Genomic DNA, 17,386 nt, shown 5'->3' on the forward strand with positions numbered 1-17,386 from the left:
GTGGGGCCGTCGGACGCTTACGGCTCTACAAGCCGCCGGTCAAGGAGGAGTTCGATATGCAGGAAGTACGAGCGATCCGGCCAGATCGTGAAATCCTGACGCGTCAGCGACTCCCTTATTTCGTGGGTATTTCGGGCGAGACGGTCGGAGCAAGCGGAATGAGCATGCATCTGGTGACGATCCCGCCTGGGGCAAAGTCAGAGCCGCACTACCATGTCGGCTACGAAACCGGAATCTATGTGCTGGAAGGAAAGGTTCTGACGCGCTGGGGCGCGAAGCTGGAGAATGAGGTGATCAGCGAGGCAGGGGAGTTTCTGTTCATCCCGCCAGGGGTTCCCCACGAAGCGATCAATCTGAGCACCACGGAAGCGGCCCGTGCTGTGGTCGCGCGCAATCATCCAGCAGAGCAAGACCAGATACAGCCTTATGTTGCCCAGTAGGTAGCGCTGCGAAGGCCGCGCAGACTGCCGTGCTGCGGTCACGACGTGCGCTACCGGGGTTGGCCTTCAGCGCATGTCGAACAGTTCCTGATGGAAGTCTTTCGCCGCCAGCCCCTTGGCGACGAAGCCTTCGCGCAGGGCCTGGCCGAAACCCCCGGGCCCGCAGAACCAGACGTCCGCCTCGGCCCAGCCCGGCACCGTGTCGCAGATGCGCGCCACGTCGAGGCGGCCGTCGCGCGCGCTGACCAGTACATGCAGCTTCACGCCCGCTGCCTGCGCGGTGCGCTGCAGCCGCTCGATGAACGCGTCGTCGGGTTCGGCGGTGCTGTAGAAGAGATCGACCTCGCGCCCGTCGGGCGCCACCGCCAGTGCCTTCATGCGGGCGATGAAGGGCGTGATGCCGATGCCGCCGCCCACCCAGATCTGCCGGGGTTTGCCGCTGGCGCCGGCGTTGGCGAAGTCGAAGCGGCCATAGGGCCCCTCAACCGTCACGAGGTCGCCGACCCGCAGCAGCTCGGGCAAGCGGGCGGTGTAGTCGCCGATGCCCTTGATCAGGAAGAACAGACGGCCGTCACCCTGCCAGCCCGACGAGATGGTGAAGGGGTGCGCCCCTTCGTCCGTCGAGAAGGTCACGAAGGCGAACTGCCCCGCCTCGTGCCCAGGCCAGCGGTCCTTGAACCGGATCGCCACCTTGAGCACCCGGTTGTCGGCAAAGTTCACCAGTTCCTCGATCTCGCCGACCGCCTTGCGCCGATGACCGACGCGCCCCGTCAGCGACACCACGGCGGCAACGCTGCCCCCGGCCATCAGAAGTGCGAGCACGACGCCCATCGGCTGGGTCCAGTAGCCAAAGGGCGTCAACACCACCGAGTGGAACACGAGCGCAAGATAGGCCAGCGCCAGCAGGCGGTGGGTCTTGAAGAAGAGCCGGTAGGGGAAACGCTTGACGAGCGCGATCACGATCAACGCCACGGCTGCATAGAAGGCCCACTCGCCGACCGATTCCGCCAGGCCGCGCTGTGCGCGAAAGAAGATCTCCACCGGGTCGGTGAGCGCAGGTCTCGGCCCGCGTTCCGGCTTGACCAGCCAGCCCCAGCCGACCGCCCATTTGGTGCCCTGCGCCCACAGCCAGTGAACGACGGCGAAGACAAGACCGGTGATGCCCAGCCACTTGTGCAGGCGATAGGTCTTGTCCAACCCGTCGAGCAGGGGCTCGATCCGCACGGGGCGCAGCGCCAGGATCATGCCCACGCTCATCACGCCGATGCCGATGACCCCGGTGTAGTTGATCGCCACGGTACGCAGGGCGAAGTATTCGTATCCGTTCGGCAGCAGCGGGTCGGCCAGCCACCACAGCAGGCTTAGGAACAGCAGGAGTCCCGCGTACGCAAACTGGATATGCTTCATGTCCACTCCATTCGGTTAAAGCCAGCGTCAGATTCGCCGCTGCGGATCGCCACGCCAACAGGCGATCCAGTGGAAGTATTGTAAGCGTCCGACGGCCCCACTTCCCTGAGAAAGTCGCGCGGATACTGCCCACCACGGCCCGGCTGATAGTCGAAGACGATGATCGGCGGCCGATCACCCAAGGCGTTGTTGCGGTAGGCCCACAGGTAGGCCTTGCGCGTCTTGCCCGTGCCTGGATCGAGTTGCCGCACCGGCGTCTCGTCCGCATGCAGCACCTCGTCTTCGAGCAGCCACATCTTCAGCCGATCGAGCAACGGTTCGAGCGCCACGCCGATGCGTCCGATCCAGTCGGCCAGCGTCGAGCGCGGCAGCGGCACTTGCTCGCGTGCGGCGATCGCTTCGAGCCGGTAGAGCGGCAGGTGATCGACGTACTTGGAAATACCGACCCAGGCGAGCAGGCGCGCGGTGGGCAGCCCCCCGTCGATGATCGCCCCCGGCACCGGCGCGGCGTGAATCGTCTCGCAGCCGCGGCAGGCATACTGCGGGCGGATGTGACGGTGCACGATGAAGCGCGCCGGGATGATTTCCAGTTGCTCGCGGATGTCCTCGCCGATCTTGACCAGCGCGGTGCCGCATTGGCCGCAGGTGCACGAGTCGGGCTCGTGGCGGTGTTCGATGCGCTCGAGCTGCGCCGGCAGGGGCGCGCGCCCGTTGCGCTTGCTGCGACTGGGTGCGGGCAGTGGCTTGTGCGCGTCCTCAGCCTCGCGTTCGCGCAAGGCTTCGAGACGGGATTCGCAGGCGGCAATATCGGCGGCCAGTGTCTCGTCGAACAGATCGCGCACGTGGGCCGAGAGGATTTCGCTACTGGCGCCAAAGCGCAGCCGCTTCAGGCGCGCCAACTCATGCACGAGCGCTTCGCACTTCGCCTCGCTGGCCTTCAGATCGGCCGCCAGGCGGGTGGCCCGTTCGGTGGCGCGGGCCGCTTCCTCGCTCGCTCGCTGGGCCTGCTCGCGCGTCTGCGCGACCCACAGTTCGAGCCGCCCGGTCAGTGCGGGCGGCAGGTCGAACGCGGCGATTTCGACGGCGATATCCATGCCGGAATTATACCCGCAAAACAGGCGAAAACCCTTTATGCATAAGCATTTCAGCCCGCTTTGCGCACCCTTGGAACGCGCCTCGTTGCCGCAACGTCATACCCGCCAATGTGCTGGCGCGCCCGCCCCGAGACGCTGCATGGCCCCGCGATGTCGAAAACCCACGCATGAACCCCCGATCTGTGCCCGATCTGTGCCCAAAGCGGCGCTTGCGCGACCGCCGCCTACCCGCTAGACTCGCCAAAAAGGGCGGTTGAACTTCCTATACCCCAAGGTGGCCCTACCGCAGCATGTATTCACTAATATCTCAACCAAAGGAGTATTCGAGATGGGTAAGCTAGCTGGCAAGATTGTCGTAGTGACGGGGTCGGTTTCGGTCATCCCCGGGTTCGATTCCATTGGCTCGGCAACGGTTCGCGAAGCCTTGGCCGAAGGGGCCGATGGGGTTGTCATTTCCGACATCAACGATGAGCAGGGCGAGGCATTCGCCAAGAGCCTGAACGAGGAATATGGTGAGGGGCATGCGCTCTATGTGCATACCGACGTGACTGATCCGAAGGATGTTGAGAAACTTTTCGAGATCACTGAGAAGACCTATGGTCGGGTGGATGCCATCATGGCCAATGCCGGCGTGGCGACGGCTGAGGATTTCGATAAGGATCCCGAGGAGGTTCTGAAGTCGAAAAAATTCATCCAGAGCGTCAACGAGGACGGAGTGTTCAATACCGCGCTCTACGGCTCGCGGCTGATGATGAAGCACGGGACCAAGGGCTCGATCGTGCTGGTATCGAGCATCCACGGCGTCGCCGGTCGCCCGAAGGTGGTGAACACGGAGACGGGCGAGGTGCTGATTGAACGCTTCAATCTGGTCCAGTATACGATGGGGAAACACGGCGTTGTCGGCCTGTCGAAGGCCCTCGCGCTGCAGTTCGCGGAATACGGAATCCGAGTGAACACCGTGAATCCGGGATATATTATGACGCCGCTATTCCAGGCCGCTGTCACGACTGACAAAGAGAAGTTGTCGCATGAGAAATCCTTGGAAACGGATGCCTTTGACTTCACCCAGCTGGCGGCGCTGCACCCATTGTGCAACGATCCGGTGAAGGATGCAGATATTGTCCCGCGTGGGAAATTTGGTGGCCGTATGGGTGTTCCGGCCGAAATCGCCAAGCCGGCGGTGTTCCTGATGTCCGACGAGTCTTCCTTTATGACCGGTCAGAAACTGGTTGTCGACGGCGGGTATACCGCATGCTGAGCATCGGCGGATAGTTAGTGAGCTTCTCCCATTGTGTGGAGGGGCAAATGTGAAACGGGGCGCTTTGGCGCCCCGTTGCTGCCGCTACATCACGCGCCCGGCGATCAGCGAGCAGCGGCTGTCGATCTCACCGCAGGGTAGGGTGCGGTATCAGCTCAAGACGCCGTGGCGCAATGGCACCACGCATGTGTAATGGGATCCGGTGGATTTCATCGCCAAGCTGGCGGCGCTGGTCCCGCCACCGCGCGCCCACCTGACCCGCTTCCACGGGGTGTTTGCCCCGAACGCCGCCCTGCGCGCACAGTTGACGCCATCGGGGCGCGGCAGGCGGCATGACGCCGCTGTGGAGCCGGCGGACGCAAGCGCGAACGACGCGCCGCGCAGCCCCGAGGAGAAGCGCCGTTCGATGAGCTGGGCGCAACGCCTCAAGCGGGTCTTTTCCATCGACGTCACCGCCTGCGTCCACTGCGGTGGCACCGTGCGGATCGTCGCCAGCATCGAGGAACCTGCCGCCATCCGCGCCATCCTTGGCCACTTTGTGAAGCAGGGCGCGCGGGAAGAAGCGCACTACAGGCCCGCAGCGCGCGCACCGCCAGTGCAAGCCGCGTGACGATCTGCCGGCTGCACAGCCGACGGCGAAACCGGAATCCGAGCCGATGCGGCCACGATCCGCAGGGCGGCGCTCGGCCCGCTGTCGGGAATCAGCGAAGCATGGCTGCTGACAACGCCGCTGCGTGGCCCCGCGATGCCGAAATCCCACTCACAGACGTCCGATCCGTGCCCAAAACGGGGCTTGCGCGACCGCCGCCTACCCAGCAGACTGCCCGAAAAGGGCGTTTGAACTTCCTATACGCGACTTCGTCGAACGCCACGTCGTGGTCGGGGTGCGCCTGCCACAGTTCGGCGATCGTGCGTCGTTCCAGCGGATGCACCGCGCCGGGCGCGATCTGCGCCAGCGGCTTGAGCACGAAGGCGTGGCGCAGTTCGTCGCGCGGGATGCGCAGGTTGCCAACGCCTTCGGCGACGAGGTCGTCATACAGCACGATGTCGATATCGAGCGTGCGGTCGCTGTAGCGCGGGCCGCTGCGGTCGCGGCCGTGCGCGTCCTCGAGTGCATGCAGCCAGGCGTTGAGCGCCTCGGGCGACAGTTCGGTGCGGATCGCGGCGGCCGCGTTGATGAAGTCCGGGCCGTCGTAGCCGACCGCGGGAAAGCGGTACGCCGCGGATACGGCGACGTCGTCGAAGCGCGCGCGCAGGGCGGCGATGCCTTCGCGCAGGAAGCGCACCGGGTCGAGATTGCTGCCGAGACTCAGGTAGGCGGTGGGCATGGCGCGCTCCGGGGGAGCGCGCATGATCGCGCATCGGACGGGGAAGGCGCGAGCGCCACGCGCCGGCGCGTGCGGCGGCGGTGCGTCAGCCCTCGCCCGGCCCGGCCGGATGCGACGGCGCATCCACGCGCCGCAGGTTCACGTCCAGCGGCGCGTCGCTGCTGCCCTGGAACACCTTCAGCCCGAACTCCGGCAGGATCGCCAGCAGGTGGTCGAAGATGTCGGACTGGATGCCCTCGTAGAACGCCCAGCGCACGTCGTTGGTGAAGCAGTAGATCTCCAGCGGCAGGCCCTCGGAGGTCGGCTGCAGCTGCCGCACCAGCAGGGTCATGTCCTGGTGGATCTTCGGATGGTGGCGCAGGTACTGCTCGACGTAGGCGCGGAAGGTGCCGAGGTTGGTGACCCGGCGCTGGTTCACCGCCTCCGCGCCGCGCACTTCCGGGCGTGCGTTCCATTCGCCCAGTTCGCGCTGCTTCTCGCCGAGGTAGCCGTCGATCAGGGCGAAGCGGTGCAAGCGCGACACCTCGCCCGCCTCGAGGAAGCGCACCGAATGCTGGTCGAGGTAGATCGCACGCTTGATCCGGCGACCGCCCGACTCGCTCATGCCGCGCCAGTTCTTGAACGAATCGCTGATCAGCTTCTTGGTCGGGACCGTGGTGATGGTCTTGTCCCAGTTCTGCACGGTGATGGTGTGCAGGGCGATGTCGATCACGTCGCCGTCCGCGTTCTGGCTGGGCATCTCGATCCAGTCGCCGATGCGCACGCGGCCGTCGTTGCTGATCTGCACGCTGGCCACCAGCGAGAGGATCGTGTCCTGGAAGATCAGCATCAGCACCGCGGTCATCGCGCCCAGGCCGGTGAGGATGTGCAGGAACTGGGCACCGACCAGGGTGGCCACGATCGAGATCGCGACCAGCACGAACATGATGATCTTGGCGACCTGCAGGTACCCATTGAAAATACATGGGATAGCTTCTTTACTTCTAAACCAAACGTCACCGATGATTTCATGGAAGAAAGAGCTGTACGTATAAAGTCTGCCGAACGATTGGCTGGCCTTGGTGGGGCGGCGCCCCAAATCTCTGACGTATCTCGCCACCGTACGGAGTCCGAAGGTTGATCGATTGGACCTGGAGATTTTTTCCATAATGTGGTGATTTTTGCTTCGGTGGCTGAAACTGAGGCCGGTGCTAGCTGAGTTGAGGGAGCTCGCAAAATGAGCACGACAGCTCTTTTGGAAGAGCAACGCCGCGTGAAAGAGATCGCTAGGCAAATTTTCGGAAATGAACAAAAAACCACGCGGTGGTTCACTACACCCAAAGAACGTTTTGGCGGGCGGTCGCCACAGCAGATGTCGGAAACTACTGAGGGGCTGCAACAGGTGGAGCAGCTGTTGATTGCGCTTCAAGAGGGCTATTTTTAGCCTACGAAAGCCACAGATTAGAGGTAACGCTGCTCGGTGCACGGTGGCATGTGGCGCACACGCGGTCTGACTCCGGTACATACTGAGATCGCTTCGCCACAGGCGTTGCAAAAGCAACCTGTCGCGTTCTTCACAACAATGCTTTTGCCATTTTTGTTGAGGTTAAGGTCTCGGGTGTCGTGAATTAGGATCGGCCTTGCCGCAGGTGGGGCACTTCATGTTCCTTGTCTCAGGCGTCTTTGCTCGAAGGAAAGGGCTTTAGCAAGCGTGCTTACACACCTGATGCTGTCCATAAAACGGTGGTTTGTTGGACAGTTGCCGCAAGAGGCGGTTTTGCCTGTCCAAAGTGCTTCCGGGTTGTTAAAATTTCCGTCAACTTATCAACGTCCAGCAAACATACCTTTGCTGGACATTTTTTGTGCCTTGAGGGTGGGGACGGCCAATGCAGCATCGCATCGGATACGCGCGCGTCTCGACAAGCGATCAGAACCCGGACTTGCAGAGGGATGCTCTCAGGCAAGCTGGGTGCGACGACGTGTACGAGGAAACGGCCAGCGGCAAGAGCGCTGACCGGCCTCAGCTCGCCGAGTGCCTACGGCGCTTGCGGCGTGGCGACACCTTGGTGGTCTGGAAGCTCGACCGGCTGGGACGTTCTCTCTCCGACCTTGTGCAGATCGCCGACAGGTTGCGTGCTGCTGGTGTGTACATCGAGCTGTTGCAGCCGCGAGTCGTGTTCGACGACTCGACGATGGGCAAGGCCATGTACGCGATGTTCGGCATGTTCGCCGAGATGGAGCGTGACCTGATCCGCGAGCGCACCCGCGCCGGCCTTGCCGCAGCCCGAGCCAGAGGCCGCGCCGGCGGGAGGAAGCCAAAGCTCACCGAGGCCCAGATCAAAGAGATCAACGAGATGGTGGACGCGCAGAAGCTCCCCATCGGTCGAATCGCCGAGCTGTACGGTGTCTCGCGAACCACAATTTACAAGGTAGCTCCTATTGGGCGGCCCGAGCCGAAGCGGCAGAACTGAAAACAGAAGGACAACAATGGACACCAATACCAAGAAGGGCTACGACCTCATCAATCGCCGCCGCAAGCAGTGGGTCAACGAGGACCCATTACAACTTCGTCTTGCTCTTTTCTTCACGCCTCACGATAAGCGAGTAAGCGCAGCGCATTGAAAACCACGAGCAGCGTGGATCCTTCGTGTATGGCTACGGCAGGGCCAATGCCGAGTCCAAAAATAGTTGCAGGTACGAGAACGGCCACAATACCCAGACTGACATAAACATTTTGGCGGATCACTGAACGGGTATGCCGGCTCAGGCCTACGGCGAACGGTAGGTGTCGCAGATCATCTGCCATCAGGGCTACATCGGCGGTTTCCAACGCAACATCCGAGCCGGCTGCACCCATCGCGATGCCCACAGTTGCATTGGCCATTGCCGGAGCATCGTTCACTCCGTCGCCGACCATAGCCACTTTCATTTCCTGCCGGAGCTTGCGAATCGCTTCGACCTTGTCCTCAGGCATTAAGTCACCCCAAGCTTCGTCAATTCCTACCTGGCCCGCGACAGCCTCCGCGACTTTCTGGTGATCGCCTGAAATCATAATCATGCGCCTAATGCCGAGTCCACGCAGTTGCTGCAGGGCTTCGTTGGCATCTGCACGTGGAGTATCCAGCAAACCGATGGCGCCGAGGTCGCGGTCGCCACGCCGTACGACCATGGTGGTGCACCCGCTCTCGCGCAGATGCTCAATTGCTGCTCGAGTTGCAGTACCCAGGGGCGGAACACCATCTATGCCGAACATCTCGAACTTGCCTATCCAGACAGGCGCTCCATCCAGGGTGGCAGTGACGCCGCGGCCGATGAGATTTTTCAGGCTATCTGCTTTGGGTACTTGTTTCCCGTGCAGGCGTTCACTGCCATCACGAGCGATCGCGGCAGCTAGGGGGTGGTCGCTAAGCGACTCGACGGCCACGGCTACGGAGAGCAACTCTTCCTCACTTACTCCATCTACTGCTATCACATCGGTGATACGAGGCCGACCTTCGGTTAGTGTGCCGGTTTTGTCAAAAGCCATTGCATCGAGCGAGCCTAGTTCCTCTAATGGCGCACCGCCTTTAATCAAAACACCACCACGTGCTGCTCGCGCGATGCCCGATAGCACTGCGCTGGGCGTGGCGATCGCCAACGCGCAAGGGCTAGCCGCCACTAGCACCGCCATAGAGCGGTAGAAGCTGTCACGGAATGGTTCGTCGATTACTACCCATGCGAACAACAGAATGACCGCTAAGCCTAGCACGACAGGCACGAAAACGCGTTCGAATCTGTCGGTAAAGCGTTGCGTAGGTGATTTGCGTGTTTCGGCTTCATTCACCATCTTGACAACCCGCGCCAGCGTGGATTCGCTGGAAAGGCGAGTGACCTCGATTTCGAGAGCGCCTTCGCCATTGATAGTGCCTGCGAAGACTCGTGAAGCGGCGTTCACGCTGGCGGGCCGTGTACGCGCCTGCTTAGCATCATCGACCGGACGTTTGTCTAGAGGAATGCTCTCACCTGTGATCGGGGCCTGATCAATGGCAGATGTGCCATGCACGACGAAGCCATCGGCTGGCAAACGTTGGTTGGGTTTTACCAGCACGATGTCGCCAATAGTTAATTTGTCGACGGATACCTCTTTGGTTTGGCCATTAAGTCGGACAGTCGCCGTGTCTGGCGCCAGTTCGGCCAACGCCTGGATGGCGCGTTTAGCGCGTCCCATCGCGTAATGCTCCAATGCATGTCCCAGGCTAAATAGGAATAGCAAGAGTGCGCCCTCGGCCCAAGCGCCTAGCGTTGCGGCGCCGACAGCGGCAACCAACATCAACATGTCGATTTCGAAGCGCTTGAGCTTGAGATTATCGATCGCTTCGCGCAGGGTGTAGAACGCACCGAAGAAATAGGACAGGATGTAGCCCGTCATGGGCAGCCAGTCAGGAGTGCTCGCAATGAGCTTCTCGATGGCCACACCAATACCAAGAAGCACGCCGCAGGTCAGTGCGAAGATTAGCTCGGTGTTGGCGCCGAACACGCCTCGATGTTCATGCTCATGGATACGATCATCTTTCTGGCCAGGTTCGTGACGATGATCGGTTTCTCCGTGCGCGGCATGTTGTGGCATAACCGAGTCCTGACGTGGCTGAACGCCGAGATCGGAAAGTGCTTGGGCAATAGATTGCTCATTGCCGATTCGGCGGTCATAGTCCACGTGCACCTGTCCTGTCGCACTGGCTTCGGCATCAAGCACGCCTGGCAGCCTTAGCAGGATGTCCGTCACTGTTCTGGCGCGGCGCGCATGGTTGATGCCCTCAGTCTGCCACAGTATATGCCCGAAGCGATCAGTGATCTGCGCCCCTGCGGCGTTGACAATTTCGCGGACGCGAGACAGTGGGAGCACTTCAGGATTGTGATGAATGCAAAGTTGTGCCGGCGTATCGTCTTGAGCAGCCTCTACATGTACTGTGTCGATACCTTGACGGCCTCGTAAATCGTCAATCAGGCGCTGAACGATGACATCCTGCGCGTCGGCGATTTGGGGCAGAATCAGCGGAATATCTAGACGTAATTTATTGGCCATGTCGATGATGGGAAGTATGAAACGCCATTTGGTTTCCTTGATGTATTGTGAAGGCCCAAATTTTGACTATGTTGTCCGGTGCTGCGTCAAATAAAACACTGATTCTAGCAGCCTGTCGGTCTTACCCCCTACAATGCGACAATACCGTCTCCCACAACGAACCCCTCTGACACCATGAGTCGTTTTCGTCCCGTTGACCGCCAGACCGGCTATTTGCTGCCCCCTTCGGTCGATGACTGGCTGCCCGAAGGCCACCTTGCCCGGTTTATTGTTGAAGTGATCGACGGGCTCGATCTGGGCCCGTTTTTCGGGCGGCTGTGGCGCTGTCGGTTCTGACACTCTGAAATCCTGTAACCATTTACGAAGGCTATGGTACGGGACATTCAGCTCGTCAGCCATCTGGGCAATGGTGCGACCGCTTTCACGGCGCAATGTCTTGCGCACGGCTTCTTGTTTTACGGCAAGGCTGTAGGGACTCATCGATAAAAATCGCTTTCAAAAGAATGCGACAACTATGCTGACACTGGGGGATCCAGCGCAAAGAGAAGTACGAGTTCTGATGCCCTGCCCTACGCGCTGATAATTAAGGAGACTGCCTTGTAGCGGCGTTTTCCTCCCTGACAGCCCGCAGCCTTTCACCGCCTCGCTCTGCGAGGCGGCTTTCTTTCTGGCTACGCGCCGTGACCGATCCGCTCCCACGCTTCCTTGAACGTCTCGTGCTCGTAGTCGGTCGGCTGAAGCCAGTAGGACACCCATTACAGCGAGGCAGCCGAGCTGGCGGCCCACCGGTTGGCCGATGTGCGCGCACGCATGGCGAACCTCACGCGGATAGAAGAGGCGCTGTCGAAGCTGGTGAGCGAGTGCAACGCGCACCACGGCAATGTTTCCTGCCCGTTGATCGCGGCCTTGCACTGCTGCTAAGGGCGCTTCCTCCCCTTAGAGTACGATTTTTTCCGTTTCGTGAGCTGACCCCTCATTCGTGCGTGAGGGCTGGCGATGGGCTGCACCCGTTAGGAACCTGTTTTACTTTAACCAAACAGCCTACGCGACTCTTGGTGTGATTCATCCGTTTACTTTTAGACCGCTTCAAAAGCCTGAATTAGCATTGATTCTATACAACATTTAACTCACCTAAGCGTATGAGTAAATGAGTTTTGTTTTATTCTGATGGAAGGCCCTGAACGAAATCGGTCAGTAACTCCTTAACGGTTTTGCCCTGTTTGGCAGCATAGACTTTTAGCTTGGTATGTTGTTCGGTGCTCAAGTCGAAATTTACGCGTTTAGTTGATGTCTTGTCTGCGAGGCTGGCAAGGGTCGCGAGCTTGTTTGTCTTGGCACTAGGTCGGCCAGCACTAAGCGTATTTTTTATACTCATAAACTTATTTCCTCATATATTCAAATGAGTTTTTGTGTGATTTCTGCCATAAGAGAGCGAATTTCTCGTGCGGCATCACCACCAGTCTCATAGTCCATGACTGTTGTTCCGGCAGCGGCCGTTCCCGGGTAGAGCACCCGTTGCGTAATGCGAGAGTCCAGTACGGGAAGACCGTATCCGTTCAATGCTTCGGTTACTTCTGTGCCGATCCGAGTTCCTTTAATGGCTCTAGACACAACAAAGGCCGCCTGCAGCTTTCCGTCAGTTACTTCGATACGTTGCTTGACCAGATCGACAAGATCCGCTGTTGCCCAGATATCGTATGGAGAAGGCTGTACAGGAATCAGAATGAATGAGGCTGCTTTGATCGCTGAAACTGCTAAATCTGCAGCTTGCGGGGCACCATCGATTACTACGAAATCTTTTCGACCTATTGCCTTCAGGTCCCTGTCAATGGTTGGTCGGTCGATGCCTACAACGGTTAGAGGATTATCTTCCTTCACAGCGGCCCAGTCTCGGGCACTTCCTTGCGGGTCAGAGTCGATCAGCAAAACATCCTTACCGTCTAGCTGTAGAGCCCTTGCTAGATGCGTAGCTATGGTTGTTTTACCTGATCCTCCCTTTTGATTAAGAACGGCAATGACATGCATACTGCATCCTTTGAGTTAATGTGTTTTTACTCATTAGAGTTTAATCTCATTGCCTCAATAGGTAAAGCGTTTTCTTGGCCGCGAGGCGCTTGGTCTTAGAAGGAGAGAAACCCTCTGTATTGTTGACCCGAAAAATGACGGAATAAAGTATGTTGCATACTTTCTTTGCTCCGTCTGTTCTTTTGTTTTATATGAGAAATTTCTATTTTTCGGTATCTTTCCAGCATTGGTTTAGCCGGCATGCTATTCAACCCGAAAAATGACGGAATATAGTATGTTGCACACTATACGTTCATACGTCCAGTCGACCTTGTGGGTCTAGCTTAAAGTCAAAACGTAAGGCTGTGACTTTCCTCCCTTTCTTAAGTGGCTTCCATTGGATAAGCCAGCCATTTTTACTTTGGAGCTCTTCAATTGCAGGCTCGATCATGCGCCTCCGGATGTTGTTGAAGTCCTTTCGCTGTTTTTCTGTTGCGTCCATTGCTACGCAAAAAGCATCGATGCTGTATTCGGCCCACCCAGTTTTTTCGAACTTTAAAAGTAGCTCTAAGAGTCTCCAGCTATAAACTGAACGTAGCGCGCTCCCTTGCTGGAGCTGGTACTTCGTATACCTAGCCCTGAGGAATGTCAGGTGGGGTAATAACTCATGCCACCAACTTAACTCTATCCAGCCTTCACCCTTGTGATAATGAACAGACCCAACCCAGCGCATCTGTACTTTGATAGCTCGCGGATCAGCGTTGCGTCCCTTTACTTGGGGTTCAAAGAACGTAATGGAGCGTTCGTATAGGCTTTTTGCGGCGCTTTGTAGCTGATCGTAGGCGGTGTTGATGTCGACCTCGTTTTCTTCTGCGTACTCTGCTGCTGTAATTTTTGTTTTCAGGGTCTGAAGGGGTGACAAGGCTCTTCGGCTATCTAGTTTTGAGACCCCCATCATCATCAGGCGTTTCTCAGCCAGCGTTAAACCATGGCCTGCCTGAGCTAGTGCATTGGACATGTTTACCCAGCGTGAGCCTGGATCACGCTCTAGGTTGAGGGCGTCATAGTTTTGAACCTTCTGTAGTGCTTGATGGTTCTGTTTAGCAAGGGCTCTTTGTGCATCTTGTTCTTTTTCTTTTGTAAGAGTGGGGCTAAGTTCATTTTTCAATTCCGTCAGTCTCCGGGATTTTCCGTTGTTTTTAAATATTGACGGAATTGGTTTTTTCCGTCAATATTTTTTTTTGACGGAATGTGGATAACGCACGAAAAAAGACGGACAAACCCGGAAAAAGACGGATTAAACCCGGAAAAAGACGGATTAAACCCGGAAAAAGACGGATTAACCCTTGCAAAGCCTTTGCTGACAAGGGTTTCGAGGGTCTAAGAACTTTAAAAACAAATTAAAAACTATTTAAAAACCAAAATTCACACCGAAAACTACAGGAAGGACATTTTTAACCTAGGCAGATCGGCACGACACCAAAGAGAGAAGGTAAAGTAGAGCCACAACTAGCCTTGGAGACATAGATGAAAAAAAGCAAGAAACTGAAATTCAGCATCAGCCTAGATCAATACGATCACCTGAGCGAAAAGGCTGTTCAACTACAAGCGCTACTAAGCACCATTACAGGGCCAGGTTTCGCTTCATTCGCTGAACGCGACGTCTCAGAGCAAGAAAACGTCTTATGGTTGGCTCAAAATTTGAGCAATGAGGTAACTCAGCTCATCCGTAGGTAAAGAACGTGAGTCCCCACCCTTCGGGCGGGGAAAAGCAGGCCCCTGAAATCGATCCCAAGCTACTGCGCTACCCGCGACTAGCACTTTAGGTCGTCATAGGCCCTAAAAAGCAGGTTTAGCAGTGGACAGCGGCTTGCCTAGGCTGGCGTCAAACTCGCAGCGTCATACGGTCACGCGCAGTAGCTATCGATGACGCTCGTTTATTTGGCCACCAGGTCGCGAATTATGGCGTTCGTGCGCTCTTGCTTCAATTTTTTTTCTTTGAAATGCTGCCTGGCGCTGCCAAAGCCCATCAAACCAAAAAAGGCCAGCAAGCACCCCAAGACCAATACCAGATTCCAGTTCATTTGCGGCCTCCTGTGGCTTTTCTTTTGTTTGGGTGATGAAGTAGGGTCAACTAGCGGTGCGTTGCGCACCAGGCGCCGTTTGCGGCGCCTGGTTGTCATCATAAAGGGTGTTGGCTGGGTATGGAAGGATGGCTGGAAGTTGAAAATGGCAGGTTTGGCTTCTTGATGTAGGTGCCCAGCCTCGTAGAGGCTGGGCAAGTCGTTTTAAGCCATTTAAGCGCTAATGCGCCTTAGGCTGGGTGCTTTTCCAGCCGGCTCTTGTCCTGATGACTCATGGTTTGGCGACCATGGTGAATGTACCGAGTGATTGGATGGTCATGTTCAAAGGTGGCTACCCAAGAAAAAACCCCCAAGACCAAAAAGGTCGAGGGGGTTCAAAACCCGAGGGTTTTGGGTGCCTCAAAAAGAGGACTTTGGCTGGTCTAAACGACCGTTGACAGACAATGCTGCCGCGCAGACCTTTGCTAGGCGCCAGTCTGCATTTTTCGCATGCCCGTGGACATACGGAGCACTTCACCCAGGCCACACATGGTGGTTTGATGGGTATTTCCTAAAACAACTTCAAAATATCTTTGGTAGAGTCCATTGCCAGGGCGCGCCAACGCCCTGGTGGTGCTCCGAAATTTCCTCCGCTAGAAACTGGCCGGCCAAGGCCAAAAATTGACAACAACACACTGCTGCACCCGCTAAGGGTGCAGCATCACCATTTCACCGCCTGAACCTTTCGACCATTCACACCAGAAGCAAGTTGGCATGGTGGCTCCCACTCGGATTTTTGATCCTGTGGCTACTCAGTTCGCTCCCAGTCTTGCCTGTGCCTACGCGGGGTTGCCACACCCCACAAGCAGACAAGACCTTCCCCAGTTAGACAGTCAGTACTGCACAGTCCAACGACAGCAAGCTCCGCTTCACAACATGTCCCTAGGTCTAAGACCCTACCCCCTGGTTGCCCAAGGGTTTCACCGTCACAAGATTCCAAAACTGATCGGTTACTGGTTGCTAGCATCATCACTTCTTGCTTACCCCACCTGCGGTGAGGCACTGCCTTTGTACTGCTCGACATAGCACCATCGCGTTTTCGCTAAGGTGCCGTTACACGGTTAAGCTGTCCGAAGACCCCCGGTTTCCCGAGGTGCCAGCGCATTGTTGATTTCCCCTATGCACCTGAGTACGTCACCGTACCCCCTCACCCTCGTGTGTCGCACATGTCGCGCTCTTTCGATACGCCCCATGGGCCGGACTGAGTACCGGCTTTCCTAAACTGCCAGGGACATCAGGTCATTTCCTTCCTGAGCCCGTTTCCTGGTCGCCCAACCTTAGCCTTTTTGCAAAAAGGCCTGGATTGGGTCGACGCCGGGGTTCCCCCGGTCAGCGCCCTTCGCAACCGGACGAGCCCTGTTAGAGGCATCCGGCTACGGCGGTTACTTACCCCCAATGGTTGGCGACCATGGAGGCTGGCGACTGTGTGCTGTGCTCGGGTTGGCGTCCCGAGCACAGCACAACAAAGGTGTGTGTCGGGGTTGGCGGCACCCGAGATCTAGCAGATGTCTACCTCGATTATGCCGCGAAAATCGCTAAAAGCTGGAATCTTTATTTATTGCGTAGCACTAATGTTCTTTTTTGATTTACTCTAAACCTTCTTAATACAATTAAGTCCCTTTATTAGGTTGCATAAAATGATCACGAATCGGAAGATTTACCTGATGCAGCGGCTGCAGCAAGCCGTCGTCAAAGGGGCTGCGACACGTTATGTTGTGGTTGAATCCGAGACCCGCGAACAGGCTGAAAAGCTTCTGAAGAAATTCGCCCTGGTGTATGACACTGAACTGACAAAAAGCACCAAAACCCGCCGGCGTCAGGCCGGAGAAGCGACTACGACTGCCCACTGCTACGAACGCCCCGAACGCAGCGAACAGCCCCGCTACTGGATCATCTTGATGGTCTCCGATGGGGTAGGACGCATCGAGCAATTTGAAAAGCTCGTGGCCGTTACCAACACCAATCGACGTATCCAACTGGATGGGTATGAGCTCATCCACGATGGGATCAAGTGGTCCTGGCGAATGGCCAAGCCCACTTATCAGTATTGGGAAAAGCGTATTCGTACCGTGTGTGCATTGCCGCCCGAGCGGCGTAAACCCCAAGACGTTGAGCGGTTGATTGCTGACCTGGCCAAAGTGCCAGGCTTTCGCCTGGCACGGCGCCAAGTGGGCAATCTTTACACGTTGCTCAAACGCGAATGGAAGCGGCTGCGTCCGAGCACTGATGTCTTGCCGCCCACGCCCACCTATTTACCTTATGTGCGGATGCTGGCCAAAGGCCCGGGCAAAGTGATGGTGGATCCGGGAAGTAAACGGTCGGCTCGTGATGGTGATGCCGAGATGATGACTGATGCTTTGCCCCTCGACTCAACCGCTGGGCAATCGTGCCAAACAAAGCAAAGGGGGCTTAGTTGAGCAACTAAGCCCCCTTATATGCTCAACTAGAGCGCAAACTGGCCCTGTTAGTTAAGTAACTAAACTAGCTTAGTTGAGCATGTAAGGACATCAGGGCTTCTTAGTAGCTCAACTAATGGAGGGGTTTTTCGTCACCTATACTGTTAGCGGTTAGCCTTTAGCCAATCCTCGACACCTTTTTTTGTTTGCGGATGGTAATAACTAAAGTGAGGAAAACCGATCATCGTCTTCGACTATCAGCCGGGCCGTGGTGGGCAGTATCCGCGCGACTTTC

At 57.4% G+C, this 17,386-nt stretch carries 16 protein-coding genes and 4 pseudogenes; 9 read left to right on the forward strand and 11 right to left on the reverse strand.

What is annotated here, in order from left to right; genetic code table 11:
- The first annotated feature begins 56 nt into the window (after window positions 1-56).
- Window positions 57-440, forward strand: coding sequence for a cupin domain-containing protein (locus PuT2_RS14990; RefSeq protein ID WP_093971819.1), 384 nt, complete (start codon window positions 57-59; stop codon window positions 438-440).
- Between the two features lie 66 nt (window positions 441-506).
- Here the strand turns inward: PuT2_RS14990 and PuT2_RS14995 are convergent, their stop codons facing one another.
- Entirely contained in the window at window positions 507-1,847 is a 1,341-nt protein-coding gene (locus tag PuT2_RS14995; protein WP_093971809.1) for a ferric reductase-like transmembrane domain-containing protein, read from the reverse strand.
- 104 nt (window positions 1,848-1,951) lie between these two features.
- Window positions 1,952-2,941 (reverse strand): annotated as a pseudogene (locus PuT2_RS15000) (IS66 family transposase); the annotation flags it as partial.
- A 328-nt stretch (window positions 2,942-3,269) separates the two neighbouring features.
- Between PuT2_RS15000 and PuT2_RS15005 the strand changes: the two are divergent.
- Together PuT2_RS15005 and PuT2_RS15010 are read left to right on the forward strand one after the other, a co-directional pair.
- Window positions 3,270-4,199, forward strand: coding sequence for an SDR family NAD(P)-dependent oxidoreductase (locus tag PuT2_RS15005; protein ID WP_016448223.1), 930 nt, complete (start codon window positions 3,270-3,272; stop codon window positions 4,197-4,199).
- Window positions 4,200-4,248: 49 nt separating this feature from the next.
- A pseudogene (locus tag PuT2_RS15010) lies at window positions 4,249-4,809 on the forward strand (transposase).
- A 91-nt stretch (window positions 4,810-4,900) separates the two neighbouring features.
- Here the strand turns inward: PuT2_RS15010 and folK are convergent.
- Window positions 4,901-5,527 (reverse strand): 2-amino-4-hydroxy-6-hydroxymethyldihydropteridine diphosphokinase, encoded by a 627-nt coding sequence (gene folK / locus PuT2_RS15015; RefSeq protein ID WP_065868187.1) that lies wholly within the window; start codon window positions 5,525-5,527, stop codon window positions 4,901-4,903.
- Window positions 5,528-5,612: 85 nt separating this feature from the next.
- Window positions 5,613-6,452, reverse strand: coding sequence for a mechanosensitive ion channel family protein (locus PuT2_RS15020; RefSeq protein ID WP_216820827.1), 840 nt, complete (start codon window positions 6,450-6,452; stop codon window positions 5,613-5,615).
- Window positions 6,453-6,743: 291 nt separating this feature from the next.
- Between PuT2_RS15020 and PuT2_RS15025 the strand changes: the two genes are divergently transcribed.
- Entirely contained in the window at window positions 6,744-6,950 is a 207-nt protein-coding gene (locus PuT2_RS15025) for an MbcA/ParS/Xre antitoxin family protein (RefSeq protein ID WP_093971812.1), read from the forward strand.
- A gap of 17 nt (window positions 6,951-6,967) precedes the next feature.
- Here PuT2_RS15025 and PuT2_RS16260 read toward each other — a convergent pair whose 3' ends face one another.
- Entirely contained in the window at window positions 6,968-7,141 is a 174-nt protein-coding gene (locus tag PuT2_RS16260; RefSeq protein ID WP_143516228.1) for a YgiT-type zinc finger protein, read from the reverse strand.
- 251 nt (window positions 7,142-7,392) lie between these two features.
- Here PuT2_RS16260 and PuT2_RS15030 point away from each other — a divergent pair, with 251 nt between their 5' ends.
- The gene (locus PuT2_RS15030; protein ID WP_093971813.1) at window positions 7,393-7,977 is read left to right on the forward strand and encodes a recombinase family protein; all 585 of its coding nucleotides are present in this window, start codon (window positions 7,393-7,395) and stop codon (window positions 7,975-7,977) included.
- 113 nt (window positions 7,978-8,090) lie between these two features.
- On the opposite strand, the gene PuT2_RS15035 is transcribed toward PuT2_RS15030, so the two are convergent.
- The gene (locus PuT2_RS15035; protein ID WP_093971814.1) at window positions 8,091-10,568 is read right to left on the reverse strand and encodes a heavy metal translocating P-type ATPase; all 2,478 of its coding nucleotides are present in this window, start codon (window positions 10,566-10,568) and stop codon (window positions 8,091-8,093) included.
- A gap of 174 nt (window positions 10,569-10,742) precedes the next feature.
- On the opposite strand from PuT2_RS15035, the gene PuT2_RS15915 reads away from it, so the two are divergent.
- Complete coding sequence (locus PuT2_RS15915; protein WP_173862554.1) at window positions 10,743-10,904, forward strand: hypothetical protein; 162 nt, start codon at window positions 10,743-10,745, stop codon at window positions 10,902-10,904.
- A gap of 45 nt (window positions 10,905-10,949) precedes the next feature.
- Here the strand turns inward: PuT2_RS15915 and PuT2_RS16265 are convergent.
- Window positions 10,950-11,048: pseudogene (locus PuT2_RS16265) on the reverse strand (hypothetical protein); the annotation flags it as partial.
- Window positions 11,049-11,318: 270 nt separating this feature from the next.
- Between PuT2_RS16265 and PuT2_RS16150 the strand changes: the two are divergent.
- A pseudogene (locus PuT2_RS16150) lies at window positions 11,319-11,489 on the forward strand (MerR family transcriptional regulator); the annotation flags it as partial.
- Between the two features lie 238 nt (window positions 11,490-11,727).
- On the opposite strand, the gene PuT2_RS15045 reads toward PuT2_RS16150, so the two are convergent.
- From PuT2_RS15045 to PuT2_RS15055, 3 genes are all read right to left on the reverse strand, one after another.
- Window positions 11,728-11,943, reverse strand: a complete 216-nt coding sequence (locus tag PuT2_RS15045) for a plasmid partition protein ParG (RefSeq protein WP_093971815.1) — start codon at window positions 11,941-11,943, stop codon at window positions 11,728-11,730.
- A 20-nt stretch (window positions 11,944-11,963) separates the two neighbouring features.
- A complete protein-coding gene (parA, locus tag PuT2_RS15050) occupies window positions 11,964-12,593 on the reverse strand; it encodes a ParA family partition ATPase (protein ID WP_093971816.1) in 630 nt (209 codons plus the stop codon).
- Window positions 12,594-12,885: 292 nt separating this feature from the next.
- Window positions 12,886-13,740, reverse strand: a complete 855-nt coding sequence (locus tag PuT2_RS15055; protein ID WP_254047029.1) for a replication initiation protein — start codon at window positions 13,738-13,740, stop codon at window positions 12,886-12,888.
- A gap of 359 nt (window positions 13,741-14,099) precedes the next feature.
- Here PuT2_RS15055 and PuT2_RS15060 point away from each other — a divergent pair, with 359 nt between their 5' ends.
- Window positions 14,100-14,309 carry a hypothetical protein gene (locus PuT2_RS15060; protein WP_093971817.1) on the forward strand — a complete coding sequence of 70 codons (210 nt, stop codon included), beginning with the start codon at window positions 14,100-14,102 and terminating at the stop codon, window positions 14,307-14,309.
- A 200-nt stretch (window positions 14,310-14,509) separates the two neighbouring features.
- On the opposite strand, the gene PuT2_RS15870 is transcribed toward PuT2_RS15060, so the two are convergent.
- Entirely contained in the window at window positions 14,510-14,656 is a 147-nt protein-coding gene (locus PuT2_RS15870; RefSeq protein WP_158214064.1) for a hypothetical protein, read from the reverse strand.
- 1,676 nt (window positions 14,657-16,332) lie between these two features.
- Here PuT2_RS15870 and PuT2_RS15065 point away from each other — a divergent pair.
- On the forward strand, window positions 16,333-17,112 hold the full coding sequence (locus tag PuT2_RS15065; RefSeq protein ID WP_093971818.1) for a hypothetical protein: 780 nt from the start codon (window positions 16,333-16,335) through the stop codon (window positions 17,110-17,112).
- Window positions 17,113-17,386 lie beyond the last annotated feature (274 nt).

The organism is Pusillimonas sp. T2 (assembly GCF_002236805.1).
Taxonomy (GTDB): Bacteria; Pseudomonadota; Gammaproteobacteria; order Burkholderiales; family Burkholderiaceae_B; genus Neopusillimonas.

Bases quoted from the DNA above. Each gene is read 5' to 3' on its own strand.
- PuT2_RS15870 (WP_158214064.1), bottom strand. From the start codon at position 14,656: ATGAACTGGAATCTGGTATTGGTCTTGGGGTGCTTGCTGGCCTTTTTT.
- PuT2_RS15025 (WP_093971812.1), top strand. From the start codon at position 6,744: ATGAGCACGACAGCTCTTTTGGAAGAGCAACGCCGCGTGAAAGAGATC.
- PuT2_RS14990 (WP_093971819.1), top strand. From the start codon at position 57: ATGCAGGAAGTACGAGCGATCCGGCCAGATCGTGAAATCCTGACGCGT.
- PuT2_RS15915 (WP_173862554.1), top strand. From the start codon at position 10,743: ATGAGTCGTTTTCGTCCCGTTGACCGCCAGACCGGCTATTTGCTGCCC.
- PuT2_RS15030 (WP_093971813.1), top strand. From the start codon at position 7,393: ATGCAGCATCGCATCGGATACGCGCGCGTCTCGACAAGCGATCAGAAC.
- PuT2_RS14995 (WP_093971809.1), bottom strand. From the start codon at position 1,847: ATGAAGCATATCCAGTTTGCGTACGCGGGACTCCTGCTGTTCCTAAGC.
- PuT2_RS15020 (WP_216820827.1), bottom strand. From the start codon at position 6,452: ATGTTCGTGCTGGTCGCGATCTCGATCGTGGCCACCCTGGTCGGTGCC.
- PuT2_RS15045 (WP_093971815.1), bottom strand. From the start codon at position 11,943: ATGAGTATAAAAAATACGCTTAGTGCTGGCCGACCTAGTGCCAAGACA.
- PuT2_RS15065 (WP_093971818.1), top strand. From the start codon at position 16,333: ATGATCACGAATCGGAAGATTTACCTGATGCAGCGGCTGCAGCAAGCC.
- PuT2_RS15060 (WP_093971817.1), top strand. From the start codon at position 14,100: ATGAAAAAAAGCAAGAAACTGAAATTCAGCATCAGCCTAGATCAATAC.
- folK (WP_065868187.1), bottom strand. From the start codon at position 5,527: ATGCCCACCGCCTACCTGAGTCTCGGCAGCAATCTCGACCCGGTGCGC.
- PuT2_RS15035 (WP_093971814.1), bottom strand. From the start codon at position 10,568: ATGGCCAATAAATTACGTCTAGATATTCCGCTGATTCTGCCCCAAATC.
- parA (WP_093971816.1), bottom strand. From the start codon at position 12,593: ATGCATGTCATTGCCGTTCTTAATCAAAAGGGAGGATCAGGTAAAACA.
- PuT2_RS15005 (WP_016448223.1), top strand. From the start codon at position 3,270: ATGGGTAAGCTAGCTGGCAAGATTGTCGTAGTGACGGGGTCGGTTTCG.